A 21,625-nucleotide genomic window follows, 5' to 3' on the forward strand; every position below is an offset into this window, starting at 1 on the left:
TCAAAGCGTCGGGAAGGAAGGCCTGCTCTACTTGGAAGCGGCGACTTCGCAGCCCGCCCCTGTAATGACCTTGTAATGGCTGCGGGCGGCCTCGCAGGATTTCATCGCTCGTTCTTCGGCAGCTTTCCGTGACGGTGCATTCAAGCCCGAGCCGCAGATGATGTACAACGAACGGATCCGGGCATAGGGCGTGGTCGCGTAGGCCGAATGGCCGCCTGCCGCCACATAGGCGTTGTAAGCCCTGGTGCACTGGTCTTTCGGGTTTTTCGGTAAATACGGATAGAAATGAGTGTCGCCCTTGCTTCCCGCCAGCGATGCCGCGGCGCCGACGCCGGGTACTACGAATATAAGCAAGCCTGCAAGTATCGACGCAGTCGTCTTGCCCGAATATTTCAGCCTCATCTTTACCCCATCCCCGTTGCCCAATGCGGGACGAGCAATAGCGCCTATTCTCCAGCGCCGCCAGCCTGCTCACCGAAAATTGCTTCTGCACAGCTGGATGAACCATCTTCTCCATTCAGATTAGGCTCCGCCAAGGGCAGCAACGGCCTGCCGGTATAGTTCTGCCGTCTGTTGGTCGAAGCAACAGAAAGCAACGGTTTCCGGAAGGGCATTGCTGCCGATGAAGTCACTCACCGTGCTTACGGCGATCTGCGTCGCCTGGTCCTTTGGATAGCGGTAGACACCGGTCGAGATCGCTGGGAACGCCACGGTCCGGCAATCATGAGCGCGGGCGATCTCAAGCGACCTGATATAGCAGGAGGCGAGCAGTTCTGCTTCGCCTTTGCCGCCGCCTTGCCAGACCGGTCCGACCGTGTGGATAATGTAGCGTGCCAGCAGGTGATAGCCCTTGGTCAGCTTGGCCTCGCCGATCTTGCAGCCGTTCAGCATTCGGCATTCAGCCAAGAGCTCTGGCCCGGCCGCCCGGTGAATGGCGCCGTCGACGCCGCCGCCGCCCAGCAGCGAGGAATTGGCGGCATTGACGATGGCATCGACCGCAAGCTTGGTGATGTCGCCGGTGTGAACGCGGATCCGGTCGCCGATCTCGCTCATCTCACATCCTGAACACGCCGAAGCGTGTCTCTTCGATCTCGGCATTGAGCGCGGCCGAAAGGCTGAGCGCCAGCACCTCGCGCGTCCGCGCCGGATCGATGATGCCGTCATCCCACAGCCGCGCCGAGGAATAGAGCGGATGGCCCTCGTGTTCGTACTTCATCAGGATCGGCTTCTTGAACTTCGCTTCCTCTTCTGGCGACCACTCGCCACCCTTGCGCTCGATGCCCTCGCGCTTGACCACTGCCAGCACCGTTGCCGCCTGTTCGCCGCCCATCACTGAAATGCGGGCGTTCGGCCACATCCACAGGAAACGTGGCGAATAGGCGCGACCGCACATGCCGTAATTGCCGGCGCCGAACGAGCCGCCGATGATCATCGTCACCTTGGGCACGCGTGCCGTGGCGACCGCCATCACCAGCTTGGCGCCGTCCTTGGCAATGCCGCCGGCCTCGTATTTTCGCCCGACCATGAAGCCGGTGATGTTCTGCAGGAAGATCAGCGGGATTTTCCTCTGGCAGCACAGCTCGATGAAATGCGCGCCCTTCACAGCGCTCTCCGAAAACAGCACGCCATTGTTGGCGATGATGCCGACCGGCATGCCTTGCAAATGGGCAAAGCCGGTGACCAGAGTGGTGCCGTAATTCTGCTTGAACTCGTCGAACTCGGAGCCGTCGACGACGCGCGCGATCACCTCGCGCACATCATAGGGCCGGCGCAGATCCGTCGGCACGATGCCGTAGAGTTCCCGCGCGTCGTGAAGTGGCGGAGCCGGTTGCTGTAAGGCCAGGCTGACGGACTTGCGCCGGTTGAGGTTTTTGACGATGCGGCGCGCGATCGCCAGCGCATGCTCGTCGTCCAGCGCATAGTGGTCGGCAACACCAGACAGCCTTGTGTGCACATCGGCGCCACCCAAATCCTCGGCACTGACATCCTCGCCCGTGGCGGCCTTCACCAGCGGCGGACCGCCGAGAAAAATGGTCGCCTGGTTGCGCACCATGATCGTCTCGTCCGACATTGCCGGCACATAGGCGCCGCCCGCCGTGCACGAACCCATGACGCAGGCGATCTGCGGAATGCCCGCCGCTGACATGTTGGCCTGGTTGTAGAAGATGCGGCCGAAATGATCCCGGTCGGGAAACACCTCGTCCTGGTTGGGCAGATTGGCGCCACCACTGTCGACGAGATAGACGCAAGGCAGATTGTTCTGCAGTGCGATCTCCTGCGCCCGCAAATGCTTCTTCACCGTCAGCGGATAATAGGTGCCGCCCTTCACCGTGGCGTCGTTGACCACGACCATCACCTCGGTGCCTTCGACGCGGCCGACGCCGGCAATGATGCCCGCCGCCGAGATCTCTTCGCCATACATCGACCATGCCGCGAATTGGCCGATCTCGAGGAAGGGCGAACCGGTGTCGAGCAGTTGCGCGAGGCGCTCGCGCGGCAGAAGCTTGCCGCGCGAAACGTGCCGCTCACGCGCCTCGTCCGAGCCGCCGCGCTCGACGCTGGCCGCTTTTTCCGCAATGTCGGCGACCAGCGCCCGCATGCGCTCGGCATTGGCGCGGAAGGTGTCGGAGGCGGGGGAAATCTCAGAGGTGAGGACTGGCATCTCAGACGCTCTCCGCCATGATTTCCCGCCCGATCAGCCAGCGGCGGATTTCGCTGGTGCCGGCGCCGATCTCGTAGAGCTTGGCGTCGCGCAACAGCCGGCCGGTCGGATAGTCGTTGATGTAGCCATTGCCGCCCAAGAGCTGCAGCGCGTCGAGCGCCATCTGCGTCGCTTTCTCGGCGGCAAACAGCACGCAGCCGGCGGCGTCCTTGCGCGTGGTCTGGCCGCGGTCGCAAGCGGCGGCAACGGCATAGACATAGGCGCGCGCGGCGTTCATCACCGTGTACATGTCGGCAAGCTTGCCTTGCACCAGCTGGAATTCGCCGATCGCTTGGCCGAACTGCTTGCGCTCGTGCACATAGGGGATCGCCACGTCGAGGCATGCCGCCATCAGGCCGATCGGACCGCCGGCGAGCACCGTGCGCTCATAGTCGAGACCCGACATCAGCACTTCGACGCCACGCCCTTCTTCGTGCAGCACATTGTCGAACGGCACTTCGACATTCTCGAACACCAGCTCGCCGGTGTTGGAGCCGCGCATGCCGAGCTTGTCGAGCTTTTGCGCCACGGAAAAGCCAGCAAAGGCTTTTTCGATGATGAAGGCGGTGATGCCGCGCGAACGGCGTTCCGGGTCGGTCTTGGCGTAGACGACAAGCGTTTCGGCTTCGGGGCCGTTGGTGATCCACATCTTGGTGCCGTTGAGCACATAGCGGTCGTTGCGCTTTTCGGCGCGCAGCTTGAGCGACACGACGTCGGAGCCGGCGCCGGATTCCGACATCGCCAGCGCGCCGACCTTTTCGCCCGAGCACAAAGCGGGGAGATATTTTTCCTTCTGCGCCGGCGTCGCCCAGCGGTTGATCTGGTTGACGCAGAGATTGGAGTGAGCGCCATAGGACAGGCCGACCGAGGCCGAGGCGCGCGAAATCTCCTCCACCGCGATCACATGGGCGAGATAGCCCATGCCGGTGCCGCCGAAATCGGGATCGGCGGTGATGCCGAGCAGGCCGAGCGCGCCGAGTTCCGCCCACAGATGCGCCGGGAATTCGTTCGAGCGGTCGATCTCGGCGGCTAGCGGCGCGATCCTGTCCTGCGCGAAGCGGCGCACCAGGTCGCGCAGCGCCTCGATGTCTTCGTCATGCCCGAAGCTGAGCGTGTTAGTGTACATGGCCATCCTCCCTGCCGCCAATATTCGCGCCGACGAGCCGCATTGTCATTGAAAGATATGTTGTGGTGACTTCAGCGATCGACAGCCGCTCGCCCGGCCGGAACCAGACGATGACGCCCGTCATCATCTGGATCAGCGCCATGGCGGTCAGTCCGGTGTCGTCGATGCTGAAGGCGCCCTTCTCTGCGCCGTCACGCAATATGGCGCGCAATTCCTTTTCATAGGCCGTGCGCATCCGCAGGATTTGCGTCAGGCGGTCATGCGACAGGCTACGCAATTCCATGTTTGAGACATGGGTTGAATGGCGACGCCCGATATGGAAGGCGATATGGTTCTCGACATAGGCGGCAAGCCGCGCCGTCGGATCGGCAGTGCCGGGCCTTGCCGTATCCCATGCCTCGATCAGCCCTTCCATGTGCTCTCGCATCAGCGTGAACAAAAGGTCTTCCTTGGTGGGAAAATAGCGATAGAGCGCCGCCGCCTGCACGCCGACCTCGGTGGCGAGCTGGCGCATCGACATCGCCTCATAGCCGAAGCGCGCGATCAGGCTGACCGCCGCCTCGCGGACGGCAGCTTCGGTCTTTTCGCCATCGGAACCGGTGGTGCGCGCCATGATCGCCTCGCGAGGAGATGCGATAATAAAACGAACGTTCAATTAATTCAAGTGGCGGTCAATCCAGGCATGCCTATGCGACGATCCGGAAGCCGACAGGTGCGCTCCACCCCTCGAGTTCCTCGACATCGATCCGCGAAACCCAGGCACCCGGCGGGCCCTTTCGCAGACGTTCGATCATTGTCGAGACCGACGCCTCGGCGCCGGCAAGCCATGCCGTGACCGAGCCGTCCCTTTCGTTTCGCACCCAACCGGCAAGGCCCAACTCCGTCGCCTCGCCTCGCACCCAGATCCTGTAGCCGACACCCTGCACCTTGCCGTGTACGCGCGCCTGTACTGCCCTTTGCCGATCATCCATCGCTCTCTCCCATGCACAGAGTCTGGCGCAGGATCGAACGAAAGCAACAGGCTTGAACGGCGACGACGGGCCGGCGGACTAGTTGCCCCGCGCGGCGGCCAGCGCGCCGGGCAGTTCCTCGGCAAAAATATCGAGCTCGTTGTCGAGGCCGACGCTGACCCGAATACAGCGGTCGAGCACCGGCACCATCGGCTTGCGGATGAACACGTCGCGCGACAGCAAGCCCTGCAGCACTTTCAGCGCGAAGGCGCCATCATGGCCGCAATCGATGGTGACGAAGTTCGTTGCTGATTGCAGCGGCTTCAGCCCGTTCGCCTCGGCGATCCCGCCGATGCGCCGGCGACCGGCCGCGACCCGCGCCACCACGGTTCCGAGATAGTCCTGGTCGGCAAGCGCCTCGACACCGGCGATCTGCGCCATGCGGCTGACGCCGTAATGATTGCGGATTTTTTCGAAATCGCGAATCACCTGTGCCTCGGCCACTGCATAGCCGCAGCGTATGCCGGCCAGCCCGTAGGCCTTCGAGAAAGTGCGCATGCGAATGACGTTCGGCCGCGAAATATCGATCGGCGGTAGCGCCGTTGCAGGCCCCAACTCGCCATAGGCCTCGTCGAGCACCAGCATGGTGGTTTCGGGCAGCGCTTCGATGAAGCGGATAAGCTCGGCCGCTTCCCACCAACTGCCCATCGGATTGTCGGGGTTGGAGAGATAGACCAGTGGCGCCTTGTCCTTGACGACCGCCGCCAGGAGGCCGTCCAGGCTCTCCCGATCGTTCTCATAGGGAACCGCGACCAGCCGGCCGCCGACGCCGGCAATGTGAAAATTGAAGGTCGGATAGGCGCCAAGCGAGGTCACCACGGCGTCGCCAGGCGCCACATACATGCGCGCCACCAGGCTGAGCAGCCCGTCAATGCCTTCGCCGATAACGACGTTTTCGACGCCGACGCCGAGATGGCCGGCCGCGGCAACCTTCAGATCGTGATTGTCGGGGTCGCAATACATCCACATGTCGCGGGCAATGCCGGCCATGCGAGCGATGACGCGCGGCGACGGCCCAAAACTGCTCTCGTTGGCGCCGATACGAGCGCGAAACGCCCGGCCGCGGTCGCGCTCCTGCGCCTCCGGGCCGACAAACGGCACCGTAGAGGGAAGCGCGCCGATGAGCGGCGTGAGGGGAGGGCGCTGGCGCATGGCAAAAGGCTCGGTTGAAACGGGCCTTCTTGCTAGCGTGCCGGCTTTGCCGGTGCAAGTTGCCAACGCGACTGGAAGTCGGGCCAGAGCTGCCAGAATGACCGCTGCATGCGAAGGACCCAGTCGATGGCGCTACACTCGCCTGGGCCTGCCCGTCTCATACTGGATTCCGTCGGCTCTTTTTGCTAGCGAGGTGCGATGAACAATCGCCTGCCTCCCGCCTGGTCCAAACATTTAAAGGTTCAACCTGAGCCGAAAATGTCACAGCAGAAAATGCAACCTGGGCCGAAAATTGCACAACCGAAGGTGCTGCCGTCGCGTGCCCACGCCGACGACATGCTTCTGAGGCAGGCGCTCGAACTCCAGGAAGCCAGCCGCTTGCCGGAGGCCGAGGAGTTGTGCCATCGCGTTCTGGCGCGTACGCCAAACCATGCTCTTGCCCTGTACATACTGGGTACAATTGGGCTCGGTTTCGACAATGAATTGTCCATAAAGTACTTCGATCGAGCGGTAGGCCAGACCCCGCAAAATCCCTATTTCCACTTCAGTCTGGGCGAGACGTATCTGAAGGTTGGAGACTATCCGCTTGCGATCAGACATTTGCAGCGCGCCTGCGAACTGAAGCCGGATTTGGTGGAAGCCCTTTGCGCACTTGGGCTCGCTTACCTGGAGTTTGGCGAGACTGACAGTGCCCTTTCCGTTTACGAGAAAGCGCTCGAAACCAATGGCGATCATCCCCTTGTCCGAACGGGCCTTGCCAGCGCCTTGACCAGCCTTGGTCGCATGGATGAGGCCGCGGCCCATCTCAAAGAATCGATCGAGCGTCGGCTCGATCTGGCACGCGCATACAGCGCCTACGTATTAACGCGCAAATTCGCCGAAGAGCCGCCCGAATTCGCATCGATCATACACGAGCTGTCCAATTCGAATCTTGGGCCAATCGCGTCGCAACAACTGCATCATGCCGCGGGCAAAGTGCTGAACGACCTCCAGCGCTATGAAGAGGCAATTGATTATTTCCTCAAGGCCAAAGCGAATGCAGCTTACTACGACATTGCCTCCTATCGCCGCAAAGTCGATTCCTTGATCGGCTTGTTCAGCCCGGCGACCGTGGCTGCTCGAGCGAGTTATGGCGATCCTTCAGAGGTACCAGTATTCGTGCTTGGCATGCCTCGCTCGGGAACGACGCTGACGGAGCAAATCTGTTCCAGCCACCCGGAGGTGCATGGCGCCGGGGAAATCGGCAAATTGCGGCGGATGGCCATTTCAATGGGCGTCACACCTCAGTCGATGGAGGCCTTTGATCGGTCTGTCATGTCGATGACGGCAGAGCAGTCGAAAGTGCTTGCTCAGGACTATCTGTCCTATGTGCGTCAAATGGCTCCAACCGCGCTCCGCATTGTCGACAAGAGACCTCACAATTTTGAGCTTGTTGGACTTATCGCGATTCTGTTTCCAAACGCCCGAATTATACATTGCAGGCGTGACGCAATCGATACCTGCCTGTCATGCTTTACTTCAAATATTGGTCAGGGCCATACCTATATAACTGATCTCACGACTATTGGCCTGTATTACCGTGAGTACGATCGCTTGATGCATCACTGGCAGGAAACTTTCCCAGGGCGCATATTTGAAAATCGTTACGAAGACATGATTTCGGATCAGGAAGGGCAGTCGCGCCGGCTGATAGACCACCTTGACTTGGCCTGGGATGATGCCTGTCTTCACTATTTCGAAAAGGACGGATCCGTCCGCACCGCAAGCAGTTGGCAAGTCCGTCAGCCGATCTATACGTCGTCCGTCAAGCGGTGGAAAAAATATGGAAGCAAAATTCAGCCACTGATCGATGCCCTGGGTGATCTGGCCGAAGTTTGATGCAGGCGACGGACATCAGAGGCGAACAAGACGACTTACGCCAGCCTGCGAAATACCCCTTTGCCCAGTCAGCAACTGACCAATCCAGAGCAATTACAGGAAAAGCGTGGAACGGGTTTCCGTCTGGAATTTGCGTAAAGAGCGGTTGGATGACGGCATTAGGGACAAGGCTTTGGTCGAGCACTCTCTCGCTGCTGACTGCGCAGGGCATGAGGTGCGATCGGGTTGTGATTTGAGACTGGGCAATTTTTCGGCTCATCAGGGGCGGATAAACACGCGTCATATGGTCGAGTGATCCTTCACCCCGATCCACAAACCACTTTTTACGAAAAAACCCGGCGGTTGCCCGCCGGGTTCTATGGTGCTCAGATCAGGCGCTGATTAGAACGAGCGCTGGAAGCGCAGCATGCCACCGACGCTGTTTTTCTTGTCGGCATTGGTCCAGTTGGAGACGGTATCGTCGCCAAGGTGCAGGTAGTCGACTTCGCCCGTGACCGTGAAGCCAGGAACGATGTCGTAGGCAATGTTCACCGCAGCGCCGAAGTTCTTGCCTTCGTCATAGGAGAGCTGGGTGTTGAACGAGGTCTTCTCGTTGATGGTGTAGGTGCCACCACCCCAGACTGCCCAGTTGCCGCTCCACTGCTTGTAGAAGCCGCGGCCGCCGGCCGGGATTGCCCAGGTCGGATCCGACAGATTGTCGTCCGTGCCATAGCCGCCCATGATGAACAGCGACAGGTTCTGCATTGGCGTCACGTCCAAGCGAACCTTGCCGGCCACCTCTTCGTAGTTGCTGTCATAAGCGATGACGCCGGTGATGGCGCCCCAGCCCTGCGTGTATTTCACGCCGCCGACGACATGCGGAACGTAGCTGTCGATCGTGCCGACGACGCCCGAGCCTTCTTCGAGCGAGAGCACGGCCGAGAAGCCGTTGCCGGCGTCGAAGTAGTACTGGACGACGTTGGTGTCGAAATCGCCGTAGGGGACGAGCGTATCGTTGATGACGTTGCCGGCGTAGCCGATGAACGTATTGAAGGCCGATTCGTCCTTACCGACGCGCAGGCCACCGAGCTGGATCCAGGCGAAGTTCAGAGAAACGTTCTTGTTGCCGGCAGGGTTGGAGTTGAATTCATCTGCTTCCGTTGCCGGATCGTCTGCCGAGGGGTAGCCGTTTCGGTTGCCGAAGTTGAAGCGGGTTTCGGTGTAGGTCTTCAAGGTGCCGAGTTCGGTTTCCTGGCCGGTCCACGTCTTCAGCGTGAAGCGGGCGTTCTTGTAGAAGGTGTCCTGCTCGTCACCATCCTTGTGGTCGAAGGACTTCGCACCATCGAACGAGCCGACGTCGCCGACACCGATGTCGTAACGGACATAGCCACCGATGCGCAGGCAGGTTTCGGTGCCGGGGATGTAGAAGTAGCCCGAGCCGTAGACGTCGCAGATCTTGACGTATTCAGCGGGTTCCGGCTCGGCGACGACGACGGCGTCGGCGGCGCGCGCACCGGAAACTGCGATCAGGGCCGCAGCGGAGCCGAGTAGAAGGCTCTTGATGTTCATTTTCTGACCTCCAGTCAGAATCGAAGGCGGAGGTCGATGAAAAGCAGTCCACTGTTCTGCTTTGCTGTTTTATTTCAAATAGATAAACCTTATGAGCAGCCAGCTGGCTCTGTCGGCCAAAACCGCTTGCTCGCGAAGGCCTTGCCTGATCCGGTCTTGAAATATCGCTCGAGTTGCCGTGCGTTGGCCTCGGTTTCAATCCCAATGTAGGCCTTCAAGGTGACAGGCAGATAAGCCTTCGTCGACGTCACATGGCCCGATCGGTTCGATTCGAAACGGCGTCGAAGGTCATTTGCCGATCCGACATAGACATCGCCGTTATGGAGTTGCAGGAAATAGGCGTACCCCATGGTCCCCCTACGCTACTTCGTAGCTTCGGGTGACACCCTACGCCCGCTTGCGGTTCCGGGTGGCCTGCCACCGAAGCCCGCAGGGTGTAGGGTGGCGGAGAGGATGGGATTCGAACCCACGAGAAGCTTTTGACCTCTACTCCCTTAGCAGGGGAGCGCCTTCGACCACTCGGCCACCTCTCCGTTGCGCCGCTGGATAAAGAAAAGCGTCGGCACAATCAACAAGCCGGCGCCATTATCATCGAAAAATCCGGCTTCTTTTGAAATGCCGCCCCGGCATGCGGCGATTCTGCGGCAATTCCCTGGCCGGCGACTCGGAACCTGGCCGCAATTCCGGCGGCCCATCGCCGGATTCGGCCAGATTGCAAGGGCCGCAAGGGGCCTGAAGGTTAATGAGAGCTTTCTGACTGAGGCCAAATCGTGTCATTTGTGCAACAACACATGGGGATAGCGCCCGCACAGACCTTTCGCCGGTACGATCGTGGTTGAACGCCGCCGCCTCATGGGTAATGTCGAGTTCGAAGGAGCGGCGCGGTGCGCATCTTTTTCAGTAGTGGGGATGGGGCAGGGAACGCTGTCCTTCAGCAAAGAATACCCAGACCCGTTTTTTAACTTTTGACTGGAGGTCAGAAAATGAACATCAAGAGCCTTCTACTCGGCTCCGCTGCGGCCCTGATCGCAGTTTCCGGTGCGCGCGCCGCCGACGCCGTCGTCGTCGCCGAGCCGGAACCCGCTGAATACGTCAAGATCTGCGACGTCTACGGCTCGGGCTACTTCTACATCCCCGGCACCGAAACCTGCCTGCGCATCGGCGGCTTTGTCCGTTACGACATCGGCGTGGGTGACCGCGAAGGCGTTCAGAACGTTCCGGATCACCTGGATCCGACCGATCGCAACGACACCTACTATAAGCAGGCCCGCTTCACGCTGAAGACCTGGACCGGCCAGGAAACCGAGCTCGGCACTTTGAAGACCTTCACCGAGACCCGCTTCAACTTCGGCAACAGTTCGGGCGACTACGATGACCAGACTGCCCCCTTCGCTGCCGGCTACGATCCGGCCGGCTGGCAGGCGCACAACAAGACACCCTCGCTGAACTTCGCCTGGATCCAGCTCGGTGGCCTGCGCGTCGGTAAGGACGAATCGGCCTTCAATACGTTCATCGGCTATGCCGGCAACGTCATCGACGACACCATCGTTCCCTACGGCAATTTCGACACCAACGTCATCCAGTACTACTTCGACGCTGGCAACGGTTTCTCTGCCGTGCTGTCGCTCGAAGAAGGCGCTGGCGTTGACACCATCGACAGCTACGTTCCGCATGTCGTCGGCGGCGTGAAGTACACGCAGGGCTGGGGTGCAATCACCGCAGTTGCCGCCTATGACAGCAACTGGGAAGCGTGGGCCGGCAAGGTTCGTTTGGACGTGACTCCGATGCAGAACCTGTCGCTGTTCATCATCGGCGGCTACGGCAGTGACTCCGACTTTGCCGATCCGAACACCGGCCACAACTTCTTCAAGAATTGGGACGGCAGCTGGGCAATCTGGGGTGGTGGTTCGTACACCATCAACGAGAAGACCTCGTTCAATGTCCAGGCATCGTATGACGACGGCAAGACCTTTGGTCTGGCTGCCAACATTGCTTACGATGTTGTCCCGGGCTTCACGGTCACCGCCGAAGTTGACTACTTCAACAAGGCGACCAGTGACTGGCACGGCGAAAGCGATGGCGTCGGCGGTATCCTCCGCTTCCAGCGCTCGTTCTAAGGGCTGGTTCCTTACAGGTGAAATTCAGCCCGGGTGCTTCAACGCCCGGGCTGTTTTGTTTTCGTGGCTTGGCCATGGCAGTGAGAAGGAGAAGGGGGTTCGGGTAGCTGAACAGGTCCGTGGGCTGATTTCGTGGGATCCGCTGATGGCGGATGAAATCACGACTGCGTGATCAAATCTCTTGAAAGGACGCTTCCAAGCGGATAGGTCTGATCTATCCACTCGGGGGTGTGGCAATTAATGACGAACGAAGCGATTCAAGAGGGAGAACCCTCCGATCAGTTTTCGATGTTTTCTTCTCAAAATTCGAAAATAAGATACAGCTACAACAAGATCAGAGAAGTAAAGTCGCATAGGGTCGGAGAGCTATTTTCAGCATACCGGGACATACTTTGGGATGATGGGCGGCATAAATACAATGTCAGCTCTTTCATCGGCGAAATAGACGAGATTCTCCTCGGCGAGCGTTTCAGCGCCTTTGACCAAAGCACCCTCGATAACCTTATCGGTACCTTGCGCCAGCGCGGTAACAGCAACGCAACCATTAATCGCAAGATGGCTGCCCTCAGCAAACTGCTGCGCAAGGCTCATAAGATGGGGGATATCCACAGCCTGCCCGAGTTTCGCCGCCAGAAGGAGCGGGCGGGACGGATTCGTTTCCTCGAAAGGGACGAAGAGGCGCGGTTGTTCGCCGCCATCAAGAGCCGCAGCGAGGATGCTTATCGGCTTTCTGTCTTCCTGGTCGACTCAGGATGCCGCCTCGGCGAGGCGCTCGGGCTGATCTGGAACGACATCCAGGAGCATCGCGTCTCCTTCTGGATCACCAAATCCGGCCGCAGCCGCACCATTCCGATGACCGAACGGGTAAAAGAGGTGATCAAACTGCCGGTCACCGAAGGCCGCCGGCCCAAGGGTCCGTTCACCAAGCTCAGCCAGGCTCAGTTCCGCGCTATCTGGAACGATGCGAAAGCCGAAGTCGGCCTTGGCGCCGATGATCAGGTGGTGCCACATATTTTGCGTCACACTTGCGCCTCGCGTCTTGTCCAGGGCGGCATCGACATCAGGCGCGTGCAGATGTGGCTCGGCCATCAGACGCTGTCGATGACCATGCGTTACGCGCATCTGGCCACCAACGATCTCGACGGCTGCGTCGTCGTGCTGGAGACGCCCCGCGAAGGGCCAGCCGCCAGCGCAGAGAAGTCAGTGTTCTCGTCTCCGCTGACCACGCCTGTTTCGGCAGGACCCAAGCAAAAGCGCGAAGCCGGCACGGCGAAGGCGGCGGGGAAGAGCTCCAAGGCCAAATAGTTCCGCCGAACTGCCCTATACTTGGATAGCGATCCCAGGACTTATTTTGTCCTGGGATTTACTTCATCTGAGCTTGTTGCCCGGCCCGGCCCAGGAAGGCGGCAATCGCGCCAGGCAGGCTGCCGGTCTCGAGGAAAGGCGCATGGCCCTGACCCTCGACCGTGACTGTTTCCATCTCGGGATGGCGCTTTCGCATCTCTTCCAGTGTTTCGGCAGACAGCAGTCTCGAATTGGCGCCACGTATGGCAAGCATTGGTATGGCTGCCAGCGCCTCGAACTGCGGCCACAGATCCGGCAACGGCTTGCTGAGGTCAAGGCCCGCCAAAGTCTCGAGCAGCCTCGGGTCGAAATCCGGCATCAGCCCGTGATCCGCCTCGCGGTAAAGCGCCGACACCATCCGCTCCCAATCAGCCTCGGTCAGCGCGGGAAAATCGGCGCCATGCGCGCCGCGCTGGGAGCTGACCGCCTCAGCACGGGTTTTCGGCTTCGGCGCGGGATCGAGATAGGAGCGGATATGGGCAAGTCCATCTGCCTCGATCACCGGGCCGATGTCGTTGAGAACAATCGCCTTCAGCACCGCCGGCTGCATCGCGCCGAGCACATGGACGATTAGCCCGCCGCGCGACGTGCCGATGAAGGCCGCTTCCGCGATGTTGAGCGCTGCCAGTCCGGCGAGGATATCGCCCGCTTCGACACCGACATTGTAATGGCTGATATCGGGGTCGTAGGCGGATCGCCCACGGCCGCGGTAATCGAAGGCGACGATCTTTCGCGGGTTTTCCGATTGCATCGAGAGGTACAGCGCCAGTTCGTGAAAGTCGCGCGCGTTGCGGGTCAGGCCAGGCAGGCAGACGACCGGCCAATGTCCGGAGTTCGCTTCGCCATAGAGGCGCGCATGGAGCTGGAGGCCGTCCGGAGCGGCGTAGAAGAAATCGGAGAAGCCTTCAGTGCTCGACATAGAAAAGGACTCGCTGGCGGATCGTCTCCGACTGCTACAGGCGAGGGCTGGGATGGTCAAATCGAGGACATGGTGATCTGACAATCTTGGAAGTGTCGGAGGGACAGCGCCCCCCTCTGTCCTGCCGGACATTTCCCCCACTTGGGGGGAGATTGGCGGTTCGGGCGCTGCACTCTTCCTGCGAAGTTGGAGATTGGCGAAATCGGCGACTACAACCGATCTCCCCCCAAGTGGGGGAGATGGCCGGCAGGCCAGAGGGGGGCGCGAAGGAACTCAACGGAACAATGTTGAGCGTCGTGCAAACGCCATCACAAAGAATGCGCCGCCTCAGCTCCGCCCGTTCACCAGGTCGCCCACAATGTCGTACTTCCCCGAAATACGCATCTTGTAGACTTCGTAATTCTCCATAACGCGCTGCACGTAACTTCTTGTTTCCGTGTAGGGAATCCGCTCGATCCAGTCGACGACCGCGTCGATGTCCTTGCCGCGCGGGTCGCCATATTTCGCTACCCACTGGCTGGCGCGGTTGGGACCGGCATTGTAGCCGGCGAAGGTCAGCACATAGGAGCCGTTGAAGCGGTCGAGCTGCTCGCCAAGGAAGGCGGCACCCAAGGTCGCGTTGTAGCCGGCATCGCTGGTCAGCCGTTCCGGTGAGAAGGTCATTCCGGCCTTCTTGGCCAATTGCTTGGCGGTCCCCGGCATCAGTTGCAGCAGCCCGCGCGCGCCGGCGCTGGAGACGGCGCCGATGTTGAACTCGCTTTCCTGGCGGGCGATCGCATAGGCCAGCGCCTTGCCCGAGCCGGAAATATTGGCCGAATCGGGAATGACGCCCAGCGGATGCGACAGCGCGCCGACATCGATACCGCGCGCACCGGCGATCTTGCCGACTTTCAGGGCCAGAAAATGATTGCCCTGCTTTTCCGCCAACACGGCGAGCAGCGCCAGCTCGCCGGGGCTGGTCAATTGCCCGGCGAGGTCGCGGTAGAGCGTATCGGCATAGCGGTCGTAGCCTGCCTCCTGCAGTCGCTTGATGGCGCTGACCGCTTCGCGTCCGTCAAAGCTTTGGCGGTCTGCGTTGCTTGGCTCGGGGTAGGCGATGTTCAGCGTGCGCAGGCCAACCCGTTCCGCCGCCAACTGGCCGTAGAAAGTGGTGCCATAGGCCGCTGCCTTGGTGAAATAATCCTTCGCATCGCCGGGACCGCCGACTTCCGCCGCGCGGCCGAGCCAGTAATAGGCGCGCGACAGCGACATCGGCCCCTGCGCAAGATCGGCGATGCGGGCAAAATGTCCGGACGCGGTGCCGGGATCGTTGAGGCCGCGCAGTGCATACCAGCCGGCGTGGAATTCGGCCTCGGCGGCACTGGCGGGGCTTTCGGCGGCATGTGCGGCAACGATCTTGTAGGCGGTCTTCCAGTCGCCCTGGTCGACCAGTGCGCGCGACAGCACGCGGCGCTCGACCCACCAGGCATCGGGATCGACCAGCGCGTCGCGATCGGTTGGCGCTTTCATCACCACCGCGGCGGCGTCGGCAAACTTCCGCTGCTTGCGCAGATATTCGGCTTGCGCGAAGAAATAGCCGGCCGATCGCTGTGCTGCAGGCACTGCTTTCAAGAGCTTGGCCGCGTTCTTGTCGCCACGCGCGGCGGCGGCCCAGGCATCGGCCAGCGGTTGCGCGCCGGCAAGTGCTGCGACCCGCAGCGCCGAATTCTCCCGGTCGGCATAAAACATCCGTTCCATGCGGAAACGATGGTCGGCAGCCGGGATGATGGCGCCAAACTCCTCAACGACGGCCGCTTCGTCTTTGGCTTCCAGCTTTTCGGTGCGCCAGAACGGCGACAAAACTGAAAGCGCGGCCTTGGCATTGCCAAGCGCAACATAGGAGCGGGCCAGGATCACCACGCCTTCGAAGGTCAGCGGCTGGCTTCCGTCAAAGGCTTTCACCACCGTCTGCGGCGAAGGGCTTTCGCGGTAGAGCGCGCGCTCGCTGTTCTTGCGCAAGGCAATGGTGCCCGGCCAGTTAGGCAGCATCTTTGCGGTATCGGCAATCTCGCTGCTCGGCACACGGTCGCCGCCATAGAGCGCGATCGCCCAAGCCAGGATATGGCGGTCCAGCGAATTGGCCGGCAATGTTTCGCGCACGGCGCGTGACGCGGCAATATCGCCGGTCGCCAACGCGTCGAGACCGCCTTTCAACACGACGATACTGGCGGAGGGCGCATCAGTCTGCGCTCCGTCCTGCAGGCCAGGCATCGGGATCGATGAGGTCGTCTGCTCGTCGACGCTCTCGTTTGCCGCCGTCCCCACCATCAGCAGGGCAACGGCGCCAAGCAATACGAAGCGGAGTGGCCGACTGGCCGGCATGATCCTGATCTTTCCCTGTTGCGGCACCTCAAATGGCAAGCCCAGGTGCCTGAGAGCCTAGACTTAGGTCGTGAAGAGCCCGTAAACAAAGGGTTAGCGAGGTCGGTCGAATTGCGCGTGCTGGCACCATGGCAATGCTTGCCGCGCAACAATGTCGAGACTATGGTGCGCCGCTTCGCTTTCGGCTAGAAGGCGCACGACAAACCCAAGAAGACAAAACCTGAGAAGTCCCAAGGAGTTGGACGACATGCTGAGAGGCTCGCTTACTGCGCTCGTGACACCGTTCGAAAAGAGCGGGCGTTTCGACGAGAAAGCCTTTCGCGCGTTTGTCGAATGGCAACTCGCCGAAGGCACGACGGGTCTTGTGCCTGTCGGCACCACCGGCGAGTCGCCGACGCTGTCGCATGACGAGCACCGCCAGGTCGTCAAGGTGTGCATCGAGGTGGCCAAGGGCCGTGCTCCGGTCGTCGCCGGCGCCGGCTCCAACAACACCGCCGAAGCGGTTGGTCTGGTCCAATACGCCGAAAAGGCCGGTGCCGACGCGGTACTCGTCGTCACGCCGTACTACAACAAGCCGACGCAGCGCGGCCTCTATGCGCATTTCGCAGCCGTTGCCAAGGCAACCAGCTTGCCGATCATCATCTACAACATCCCGCCGCGCTCGGTCATCGACATGAGCCCGGAGACGATGGGCCAGCTGGTGCATGACTTCAAGAACATCGTCGGCGTCAAGGATGCCACCGGCAAGGTCGAGCGGGTTTCCGAGCAGCGCGCCACCTGCGGCAAGGATTTCATCCAGCTTTCGGGCGAGGATGCTTCCGCGCTTGGCTTCAACGCCCATGGCGGCGTCGGCTGCATCTCGGTGACCTCGAACGTCGCGCCGCGGCTTTGCGCCGAATTCCAGGAGGCGACGCTGTCCGGCGACAGCGCCAAGGCGCTGGAACTGCAGGACCGTTTGCTGCCGCTGCACAAGGCGATCTTCCTCGAGCCTGGCCTGTGTGGCGCCAAATACGCGCTGTCGAAGCTGGGCAAGGTCGAGAACGTGGTGCGCTCCCCGCTGGTGACGATCGAGGCATCGACTGCCGAGAAGATCGATGCGGCTTTGAAACACGCCGGCTTGATAAACTAGGGATGAGGCGCCACCTCTCCACATCATGAATCAAGTCAGAAAAGCCGATCCCAACAACAAAACCGTTGCGGAAAACCGCAAGGCGCGGTTTTCCTATGAGGTGCTCGACACGATCGAGACCGGCCTGGTGCTGACCGGCACCGAGGTCAAGTCGCTGCGCCAGGGCCAGGCCAACATCCAGGACAGCTACGCCTCGGTCGAGGGCGGCGAGATCTGGCTGATCAACTCCTATCTGCCGGAGTATCTGCAGGCCAACCGCTTCAACCACGAGCCGCGCCGCCGCCGCAAGCTGCTGCTCAACAAGCGCGAGATGGCAAAACTGGCGCAAAGCGTCGACCGCGAAGGCATGACGCTGGTGCCGCTGAAAATCTATTTCAACGACCAGGGCCGTGCCAAGCTGCTGCTCGCCGTCGGCCGCGGCAAGAAGCTGCACGACAAGCGCGAAACCGAAAAGCAGCGCGACTGGTCGCGCGAGAAGGGCCGGCTGATGAAGGAACGAGGCTAAGAACCTCAGCCCCAGAAAAGCCAGACATTCAGCTTTCAAGGTTCGAACTGCTGCAGCGGCAACGTGCGGAGAAAGCTTGAAGAACCGGATCATCCTCTGGAGCGCGGCCAGTCTGGTCGTTGCGGGCATCGTAGCGGCAAGCGGCTTTTTCTATTTCAAGACATTCTCACCGGATCGCGACTCTTATCCGGTCAGGGGCATCGACGTTTCCCATCATCAGGGCGAGATCGACTGGCGACGCGTTGCTGCCGATGATGTCGCCTTCGCCGTCATCAAGGCAACCGAAGGCGGCGATCATGTCGATGATGCTTTTGCCACCAATCTGCGCGAGGCGCGCGCGGCCGGTCTTGCTGTCGGCGCCTATCACTTCTTCACCTTCTGCCGGCCGGGCGCCGACCAGGCGAAGAATTTCATTGCGGTCGTGCCGCACGATCAGCCGCTGCTGCCGCCAGTGGTCGACGTCGAATTCGGCGGCAACTGCCCGCAGCGCCCGTCGCCGGAACAGCTGAGCGCGGAACTCCAGGCCTTCCTCGGGCCGGTTGAAGCCACGTTCGGCAAGCCGGCGATCATATACCTGACCGACGAGGCAGAGGAGGCCTATATCGGACAGATAGCTGTGCGTCAGCGCTGGCTGCGCTCGCTGGCGATCAAACCGAGCGAGGACGGCTGGATCTACTGGCAGTACCACAACAAGGGCCGGGTCGATGGCATCGAGGGCGATGTCGACCTCAATGTGCTGCAGGGCGGGCAGCAAAGGCTGGCCGAGTTGTTTGCGCCATCTGCACAACCCTCGCCCTCGCCCTGAATCAGGCAGTCTTGGCCGCAGGTCTGGCGATGGCCGAAAAGGCCATCCCTGCTGCCATGATCAGGATGGCGGCAAACTGCGCGCTTGTCGGCGTTTCGCCAAGCACCGTCGTGGCGATCAGGACCGTTGCGATCGGCACGCATGGCATGAACAGCGATGCCGTCTGCGACCCCAGCCGTCGGACGACATAGGTATAGAGGAACATGGCGGCCGCACCGGCCAAAAAACCCTGAATGACGATCTGGCTGGCGATCTCTGCCACTGCCGCGACGCGAAGACCGCTCGGGGCAAAGAGATAGAGCAGCGGCAGCGGCAGGCACGACAGGAGCACCACCGTTGAGGTCGCCGTGACCGGATCGACACGCCAGCGCCGCACAAGAACGGCATAGGCGGCAAACATCAGGCCTGATCCGATGAACAGAAGATCGCCGAAGAGGACACCCTTCATGTCGCTGTCTGTGCGCACCGGCGCAATGAACAGGATCAGCCCGGCAATGATGGCGGCGACGCCGATGGTTCGCTGGTGCGAGGCTTTGTCGGTGGTGGCGATGTGCGACAGCGCGAATGAGAAGAAAACGATCGAGGCCGGGCAGAGTGCTGCGCCATGCGCGGCAGGCGCATAGGTCAGGCCCCAGTTGATGATGATCGGGTAGGGCAGCCCGGCCAGTGCCGCCAGCGTCAGCGCGCGCCGCCAGCCCAACACCTTGATATCTGCCAGGCCAATGCGCCAGACCACCGGCAGCATGACCATGCCGGCCCCGACAAAGCGCAAGGTCGCGAGATCCGTCGCCGTCAGATGCTCCCGCAGGCTAAAGCGGGCTGCGACGAACTGCACGGCGTAGATGCCGATCATGGCCATGCCGGCAAGGATTGCCGGCTTCGTGTTTCGGTTCTCTGTCGCGCGCATGCTCATCCCGCTCGATCCTGCCAACGGAGGCTTTTTTCTCCGGATGGCCTTCGTTGGAAGCGCAGCCTATTGTTGAAAATGGTGCGACAAAATATGCTGTTTTCGCGATATGAAAGTGTAATTCACACAAATAGGGCAATGCGAACGTGAATCATGAATCCGATCAGCTCGATGCCATCGACCGCAGCTTGCTGCGGCTGCTGCAGGAGGACGGGCGTCGCACCACGCTCGATCTCGCAGCCCGTGTCGGCCTGTCGCCGACCGGCACCAGCCAGCGGGTGAAGCGCCTTTTCCGTGACGGTTTCATCACTGCGGTCCGGGCTGTGCTCAATCCGCAAAAGATCGGCCGCGGCACACTCGTCTTCATCGAAGTCAGGCTCGACCAGGCGGCGCCGCATGTGTTCGACCGTTTCGCCGAGGCGGTGGCCAAAGCCCCTGAAGTGCTGGAATGCCATATGGTCGTCGGGGGCTTCGACTATCTGGTCAAGGCGCGCATTTCGGAAATGGCCGCCTATCAGGATTTCCTCAAGCGCGTGATCCTGCCGTTGCCGGGTGTCAGGGAGACGCACACCTATGCGTCGATATCAGATGTGAAGCCGGACGCGCTGTTGCCGGTATGAGACGGCGCGCCTGAAGTCAGGCGGCTTGAGAAACCTCCGGCGCCAGCGTCACATTCGCGTCGCCCCAGACTTTCAGGGCGGTGATCACCGGCTCCAGGCTCCTGCCACGCGGCGTCAGGCTGTATTCCACCTTCGGCGGCACCTGTGCATAGACCTTGCGGGCGATGAGCCCATCCGTCTCCAATTCGCGAAGCTGGTTTGTCAGCATGCGCTGTGTGCAGTTCGGGATCCGCCGGCGAATTTCGTTGAAGCGCATCGTGCCCGCGAGCAGATGGAAAAGCACGACGCCTTTCCACTTCCCGTCGATATAGCGAAGCGTTCCCTCCACGGTGCAGCCGGGGCTGCAGTCGAATCGCTCATGGCGGATGCGCGGCATGACGGTATCCTTTTCGACACTATGTGCTTTATATGTGCATTCTTGCGCTTTGCGAGCATAAGCCGCATCTCTCCCCCCGACAACGCCCAACAGCAATTGCGGAGATAACAGAATGCGCGCCGTCGGCTACCAGATCCCAGCCCCCATCACCGATGAGGCCTCCCTTGTCGATATCGACCTGCCCAAGCCAGAGCCGAAGGGCCGTCAATTGCTGGTCGAGGTGAAGGCGATCTCGGTCAATCCGGTCGACACCAAGATACGCAGGAGCGCCAAACCCGAAGCCGGAAGCTGGCGCGTGCTTGGTTGGGACGCTGCGGGCCAGGTGGTCGCGACGGGTCCGGACGCCAGCCTGTTCAAAACAGGAGATGATGTCTTCTATTCCGGTGCGCTGGCGTTGCAAGGCACCAATGCCGAGTTCCACCTTGTCGATGAGCGCCTTGTCGGCCGCAAACCGAGCTCGCTTCACTATGCTGAGGCGGCGGCGCTGCCGCTGACGGCGATCACCGCCTTCGAGGCGCTGTTCGACCGCCTCGATGTGAAGAAGCCCGTCGCAGGCGCCGCAAATGCCATCCTGATCATCGGTGGCGCCGGCGGCGTCGGCTCGATTGCAGTCCAGCTTGCGCGCCAATTGACCGACCTGACGGTGATCGCCACCGCATCGAGGCCCGAAACGCGCGACTGGGTGCTCGGGCTTGGCGCCCATCATGTCATCGACCATTCCAAGCCGCTGGCTGCAGAAATCGCTGCCCTCGGCATCGGCGCACCGGCCTTTGTGTTCTCGACAACCAACACCGACAAACATTTGGCCGCGATCGTCGAATTGATCGCACCGCAGGGCCGTTTCGGCTTGATCGACGACCCCCAGACGCTCGACATCAATCCGTTCAAGCGCAAGAGCGTTTCGGTCCATTGGGAACTGATGTTCACCCGCTCGCTGTTCGAGACGCAGGACATGGCCGCGCAGGGTGAGCATCTGAACGAACTGTCCCGGCTTGTCGACGCCGGCACCATCCGTACCACCCTGGGCGAGACGTTTGGTCCTATCAATGCCGCCAATCTGAAGCGCGCCCATGCGCTGATCGAGACCGGCAAGGCCAAGGGCAAGATCGTGCTGGAGGGGTTCTGAG

Annotated in this window: 21 protein-coding genes and 1 tRNA gene; 8 read left to right on the forward strand and 14 right to left on the reverse strand. The window is 61.1% G+C overall.

Annotated features, from left to right (window positions below; all coding sequences use genetic code 11):
• Positions 1 to 27: 27 nt before the first annotated feature.
• The 7 genes from AC1DVW_RS01005 to AC1DVW_RS01035 all read right to left on the reverse strand — a co-directional run bounded on the left by AC1DVW_RS01005 (position 28) and on the right by AC1DVW_RS01035 (position 5,989).
• Entirely contained in the window at positions 28 to 402 is a 375-nt protein-coding gene (locus AC1DVW_RS01005) for a hypothetical protein (protein ID WP_477320734.1), read from the reverse strand.
• 120 nt (positions 403 to 522) lie between these two features.
• Positions 523 to 1,053: an O-acetyl-ADP-ribose deacetylase gene (locus tag AC1DVW_RS01010; protein ID WP_477320735.1), complete on the reverse strand. Its 531-nt coding sequence runs from the start codon at positions 1,051 to 1,053 to the stop codon at positions 523 to 525.
• Position 1,054: 1 nt separating this feature from the next.
• Positions 1,055 to 2,662: a carboxyl transferase domain-containing protein gene (locus AC1DVW_RS01015; protein WP_477320736.1), complete on the reverse strand. Its 1,608-nt coding sequence runs from the start codon at positions 2,660 to 2,662 to the stop codon at positions 1,055 to 1,057.
• Between the two features lies 1 nt (position 2,663).
• Complete coding sequence (locus AC1DVW_RS01020; protein ID WP_477320737.1) at positions 2,664 to 3,827, reverse strand: isovaleryl-CoA dehydrogenase; 1,164 nt, start codon at positions 3,825 to 3,827, stop codon at positions 2,664 to 2,666.
• Entirely contained in the window at positions 3,817 to 4,440 is a 624-nt protein-coding gene (locus AC1DVW_RS01025) for a TetR/AcrR family transcriptional regulator (protein WP_477320738.1), read from the reverse strand. The genes AC1DVW_RS01020 and AC1DVW_RS01025 overlap by 11 nt, the downstream gene beginning before the upstream one ends.
• 73 nt (positions 4,441 to 4,513) lie before the next feature.
• Positions 4,514 to 4,798: an acylphosphatase gene (locus AC1DVW_RS01030; RefSeq protein WP_477243870.1), complete on the reverse strand. Its 285-nt coding sequence runs from the start codon at positions 4,796 to 4,798 to the stop codon at positions 4,514 to 4,516.
• Between the two features lie 78 nt (positions 4,799 to 4,876).
• Positions 4,877 to 5,989 carry a pyridoxal phosphate-dependent aminotransferase gene (locus AC1DVW_RS01035; RefSeq protein WP_477320739.1) on the reverse strand — a complete coding sequence of 371 codons (1,113 nt, stop codon included), beginning with the start codon at positions 5,987 to 5,989 and terminating at the stop codon, positions 4,877 to 4,879.
• Positions 5,990 to 6,187: 198 nt separating this feature from the next.
• Here AC1DVW_RS01035 and AC1DVW_RS01040 point away from each other — a divergent pair, with 198 nt between their 5' ends.
• Positions 6,188 to 7,867, forward strand: coding sequence for a tetratricopeptide repeat-containing sulfotransferase family protein (locus tag AC1DVW_RS01040; RefSeq protein WP_477320740.1), 1,680 nt, complete (start codon positions 6,188 to 6,190; stop codon positions 7,865 to 7,867).
• A gap of 381 nt (positions 7,868 to 8,248) precedes the next feature.
• On the opposite strand, the gene AC1DVW_RS01045 is transcribed toward AC1DVW_RS01040, so the two are convergent.
• From AC1DVW_RS01045 to AC1DVW_RS01055, 3 genes are all read right to left on the reverse strand, one after another.
• Positions 8,249 to 9,415 carry a porin gene (locus AC1DVW_RS01045; protein WP_477320741.1) on the reverse strand — a complete coding sequence of 389 codons (1,167 nt, stop codon included), beginning with the start codon at positions 9,413 to 9,415 and terminating at the stop codon, positions 8,249 to 8,251.
• 89 nt (positions 9,416 to 9,504) lie between these two features.
• Positions 9,505 to 9,765 (reverse strand): GIY-YIG nuclease family protein, encoded by a 261-nt coding sequence (locus AC1DVW_RS01050; protein WP_477320742.1) that lies wholly within the window; start codon positions 9,763 to 9,765, stop codon positions 9,505 to 9,507.
• A gap of 92 nt (positions 9,766 to 9,857) precedes the next feature.
• Positions 9,858 to 9,948, reverse strand: a tRNA-Ser gene (locus tag AC1DVW_RS01055).
• A gap of 450 nt (positions 9,949 to 10,398) precedes the next feature.
• Here AC1DVW_RS01055 and AC1DVW_RS01060 point away from each other — a divergent pair.
• Together AC1DVW_RS01060 and AC1DVW_RS01065 are read left to right on the forward strand one after the other, a co-directional pair.
• Complete coding sequence (locus AC1DVW_RS01060; protein ID WP_477320743.1) at positions 10,399 to 11,532, forward strand: porin; 1,134 nt, start codon at positions 10,399 to 10,401, stop codon at positions 11,530 to 11,532.
• Between the two features lie 288 nt (positions 11,533 to 11,820).
• Positions 11,821 to 12,837 (forward strand): tyrosine-type recombinase/integrase, encoded by a 1,017-nt coding sequence (locus AC1DVW_RS01065; RefSeq protein ID WP_477321554.1) that lies wholly within the window; start codon positions 11,821 to 11,823, stop codon positions 12,835 to 12,837.
• Between the two features lie 58 nt (positions 12,838 to 12,895).
• Here the strand turns inward: AC1DVW_RS01065 and AC1DVW_RS01070 are convergent, their stop codons facing one another.
• Complete coding sequence (locus tag AC1DVW_RS01070) at positions 12,896 to 13,795, reverse strand: alpha/beta fold hydrolase (protein WP_477320744.1); 900 nt, start codon at positions 13,793 to 13,795, stop codon at positions 12,896 to 12,898.
• A gap of 327 nt (positions 13,796 to 14,122) precedes the next feature.
• The gene (locus AC1DVW_RS01075) at positions 14,123 to 16,156 is read right to left on the reverse strand and encodes a lytic transglycosylase domain-containing protein (protein ID WP_477320745.1); all 2,034 of its coding nucleotides are present in this window, start codon (positions 16,154 to 16,156) and stop codon (positions 14,123 to 14,125) included.
• A gap of 247 nt (positions 16,157 to 16,403) precedes the next feature.
• Here AC1DVW_RS01075 and dapA point away from each other — a divergent pair, with 247 nt between their 5' ends.
• From dapA to AC1DVW_RS01090, 3 genes are all read left to right on the forward strand, one after another.
• Positions 16,404 to 17,285, forward strand: coding sequence for a 4-hydroxy-tetrahydrodipicolinate synthase (dapA, locus tag AC1DVW_RS01080; RefSeq protein ID WP_477320746.1), 882 nt, complete (start codon positions 16,404 to 16,406; stop codon positions 17,283 to 17,285).
• Between the two features lie 25 nt (positions 17,286 to 17,310).
• Positions 17,311 to 17,790, forward strand: a complete 480-nt coding sequence (gene smpB / locus AC1DVW_RS01085) for an SsrA-binding protein SmpB (protein ID WP_111549164.1) — start codon at positions 17,311 to 17,313, stop codon at positions 17,788 to 17,790.
• A 76-nt stretch (positions 17,791 to 17,866) separates the two neighbouring features.
• On the forward strand, positions 17,867 to 18,595 hold the full coding sequence (locus AC1DVW_RS01090) for a glycoside hydrolase family 25 protein (protein ID WP_477320747.1): 729 nt from the start codon (positions 17,867 to 17,869) through the stop codon (positions 18,593 to 18,595).
• A gap of 1 nt (position 18,596) precedes the next feature.
• On the opposite strand, the gene AC1DVW_RS01095 is transcribed toward AC1DVW_RS01090, so the two are convergent.
• Positions 18,597 to 19,508, reverse strand: a complete 912-nt coding sequence (locus AC1DVW_RS01095; protein WP_477320748.1) for a DMT family transporter — start codon at positions 19,506 to 19,508, stop codon at positions 18,597 to 18,599.
• A gap of 140 nt (positions 19,509 to 19,648) precedes the next feature.
• Here AC1DVW_RS01095 and AC1DVW_RS01100 point away from each other — a divergent pair, with 140 nt between their 5' ends.
• Positions 19,649 to 20,122: an Lrp/AsnC family transcriptional regulator gene (locus AC1DVW_RS01100; RefSeq protein ID WP_023727560.1), complete on the forward strand. Its 474-nt coding sequence runs from the start codon at positions 19,649 to 19,651 to the stop codon at positions 20,120 to 20,122.
• Between the two features lie 16 nt (positions 20,123 to 20,138).
• Here the strand turns inward: AC1DVW_RS01100 and AC1DVW_RS01105 are convergent, their stop codons facing one another.
• Positions 20,139 to 20,498 (reverse strand): winged helix-turn-helix transcriptional regulator, encoded by a 360-nt coding sequence (locus tag AC1DVW_RS01105; protein ID WP_477243893.1) that lies wholly within the window; start codon positions 20,496 to 20,498, stop codon positions 20,139 to 20,141.
• Between the two features lie 112 nt (positions 20,499 to 20,610).
• Here AC1DVW_RS01105 and AC1DVW_RS01110 point away from each other — a divergent pair, with 112 nt between their 5' ends.
• Positions 20,611 to 21,624 carry a zinc-binding alcohol dehydrogenase family protein gene (locus AC1DVW_RS01110; RefSeq protein WP_477320749.1) on the forward strand — a complete coding sequence of 338 codons (1,014 nt, stop codon included), beginning with the start codon at positions 20,611 to 20,613 and terminating at the stop codon, positions 21,622 to 21,624.
• Position 21,625 lies beyond the last annotated feature (1 nt).

The sequence above is a fragment of the Mesorhizobium sp. P3_B5 genome (assembly GCF_056402815.1).

What these genes read in the sequence shown, in the direction of transcription:
- AC1DVW_RS01035 (WP_477320739.1), bottom strand. Translation starts at nt 5,989, where the DNA reads ATGCGCCAGCGCCCTCCCCTCACGCCGCTCATCGGCGCGCTTCCCTCT.
- AC1DVW_RS01075 (WP_477320745.1), bottom strand. Translation starts at nt 16,156, where the DNA reads ATGCCGGCCAGTCGGCCACTCCGCTTCGTATTGCTTGGCGCCGTTGCC.
- AC1DVW_RS01045 (WP_477320741.1), bottom strand. Translation starts at nt 9,415, where the DNA reads ATGAACATCAAGAGCCTTCTACTCGGCTCCGCTGCGGCCCTGATCGCA.
- AC1DVW_RS01025 (WP_477320738.1), bottom strand. Translation starts at nt 4,440, where the DNA reads ATGGCGCGCACCACCGGTTCCGATGGCGAAAAGACCGAAGCTGCCGTC.
- AC1DVW_RS01020 (WP_477320737.1), bottom strand. Translation starts at nt 3,827, where the DNA reads ATGTACACTAACACGCTCAGCTTCGGGCATGACGAAGACATCGAGGCG.
- AC1DVW_RS01015 (WP_477320736.1), bottom strand. Translation starts at nt 2,662, where the DNA reads ATGCCAGTCCTCACCTCTGAGATTTCCCCCGCCTCCGACACCTTCCGC.
- AC1DVW_RS01095 (WP_477320748.1), bottom strand. Translation starts at nt 19,508, where the DNA reads ATGAGCATGCGCGCGACAGAGAACCGAAACACGAAGCCGGCAATCCTT.
- AC1DVW_RS01050 (WP_477320742.1), bottom strand. Translation starts at nt 9,765, where the DNA reads ATGGGGTACGCCTATTTCCTGCAACTCCATAACGGCGATGTCTATGTC.
- AC1DVW_RS01030 (WP_477243870.1), bottom strand. Translation starts at nt 4,798, where the DNA reads ATGGATGATCGGCAAAGGGCAGTACAGGCGCGCGTACACGGCAAGGTG.
- smpB (WP_111549164.1), top strand. Translation starts at nt 17,311, where the DNA reads ATGAATCAAGTCAGAAAAGCCGATCCCAACAACAAAACCGTTGCGGAA.
- AC1DVW_RS01110 (WP_477320749.1), top strand. Translation starts at nt 20,611, where the DNA reads ATGCGCGCCGTCGGCTACCAGATCCCAGCCCCCATCACCGATGAGGCC.
- AC1DVW_RS01040 (WP_477320740.1), top strand. Translation starts at nt 6,188, where the DNA reads ATGAACAATCGCCTGCCTCCCGCCTGGTCCAAACATTTAAAGGTTCAA.
- dapA (WP_477320746.1), top strand. Translation starts at nt 16,404, where the DNA reads ATGCTGAGAGGCTCGCTTACTGCGCTCGTGACACCGTTCGAAAAGAGC.
- AC1DVW_RS01070 (WP_477320744.1), bottom strand. Translation starts at nt 13,795, where the DNA reads ATGTCGAGCACTGAAGGCTTCTCCGATTTCTTCTACGCCGCTCCGGAC.
- AC1DVW_RS01105 (WP_477243893.1), bottom strand. Translation starts at nt 20,498, where the DNA reads ATGCCGCGCATCCGCCATGAGCGATTCGACTGCAGCCCCGGCTGCACC.
- AC1DVW_RS01005 (WP_477320734.1), bottom strand. Translation starts at nt 402, where the DNA reads ATGAGGCTGAAATATTCGGGCAAGACGACTGCGTCGATACTTGCAGGC.
- AC1DVW_RS01010 (WP_477320735.1), bottom strand. Translation starts at nt 1,053, where the DNA reads ATGAGCGAGATCGGCGACCGGATCCGCGTTCACACCGGCGACATCACC.
- AC1DVW_RS01065 (WP_477321554.1), top strand. Translation starts at nt 11,821, where the DNA reads ATGTTTTCTTCTCAAAATTCGAAAATAAGATACAGCTACAACAAGATC.
- AC1DVW_RS01060 (WP_477320743.1), top strand. Translation starts at nt 10,399, where the DNA reads ATGAACATCAAGAGCCTTCTACTCGGCTCCGCTGCGGCCCTGATCGCA.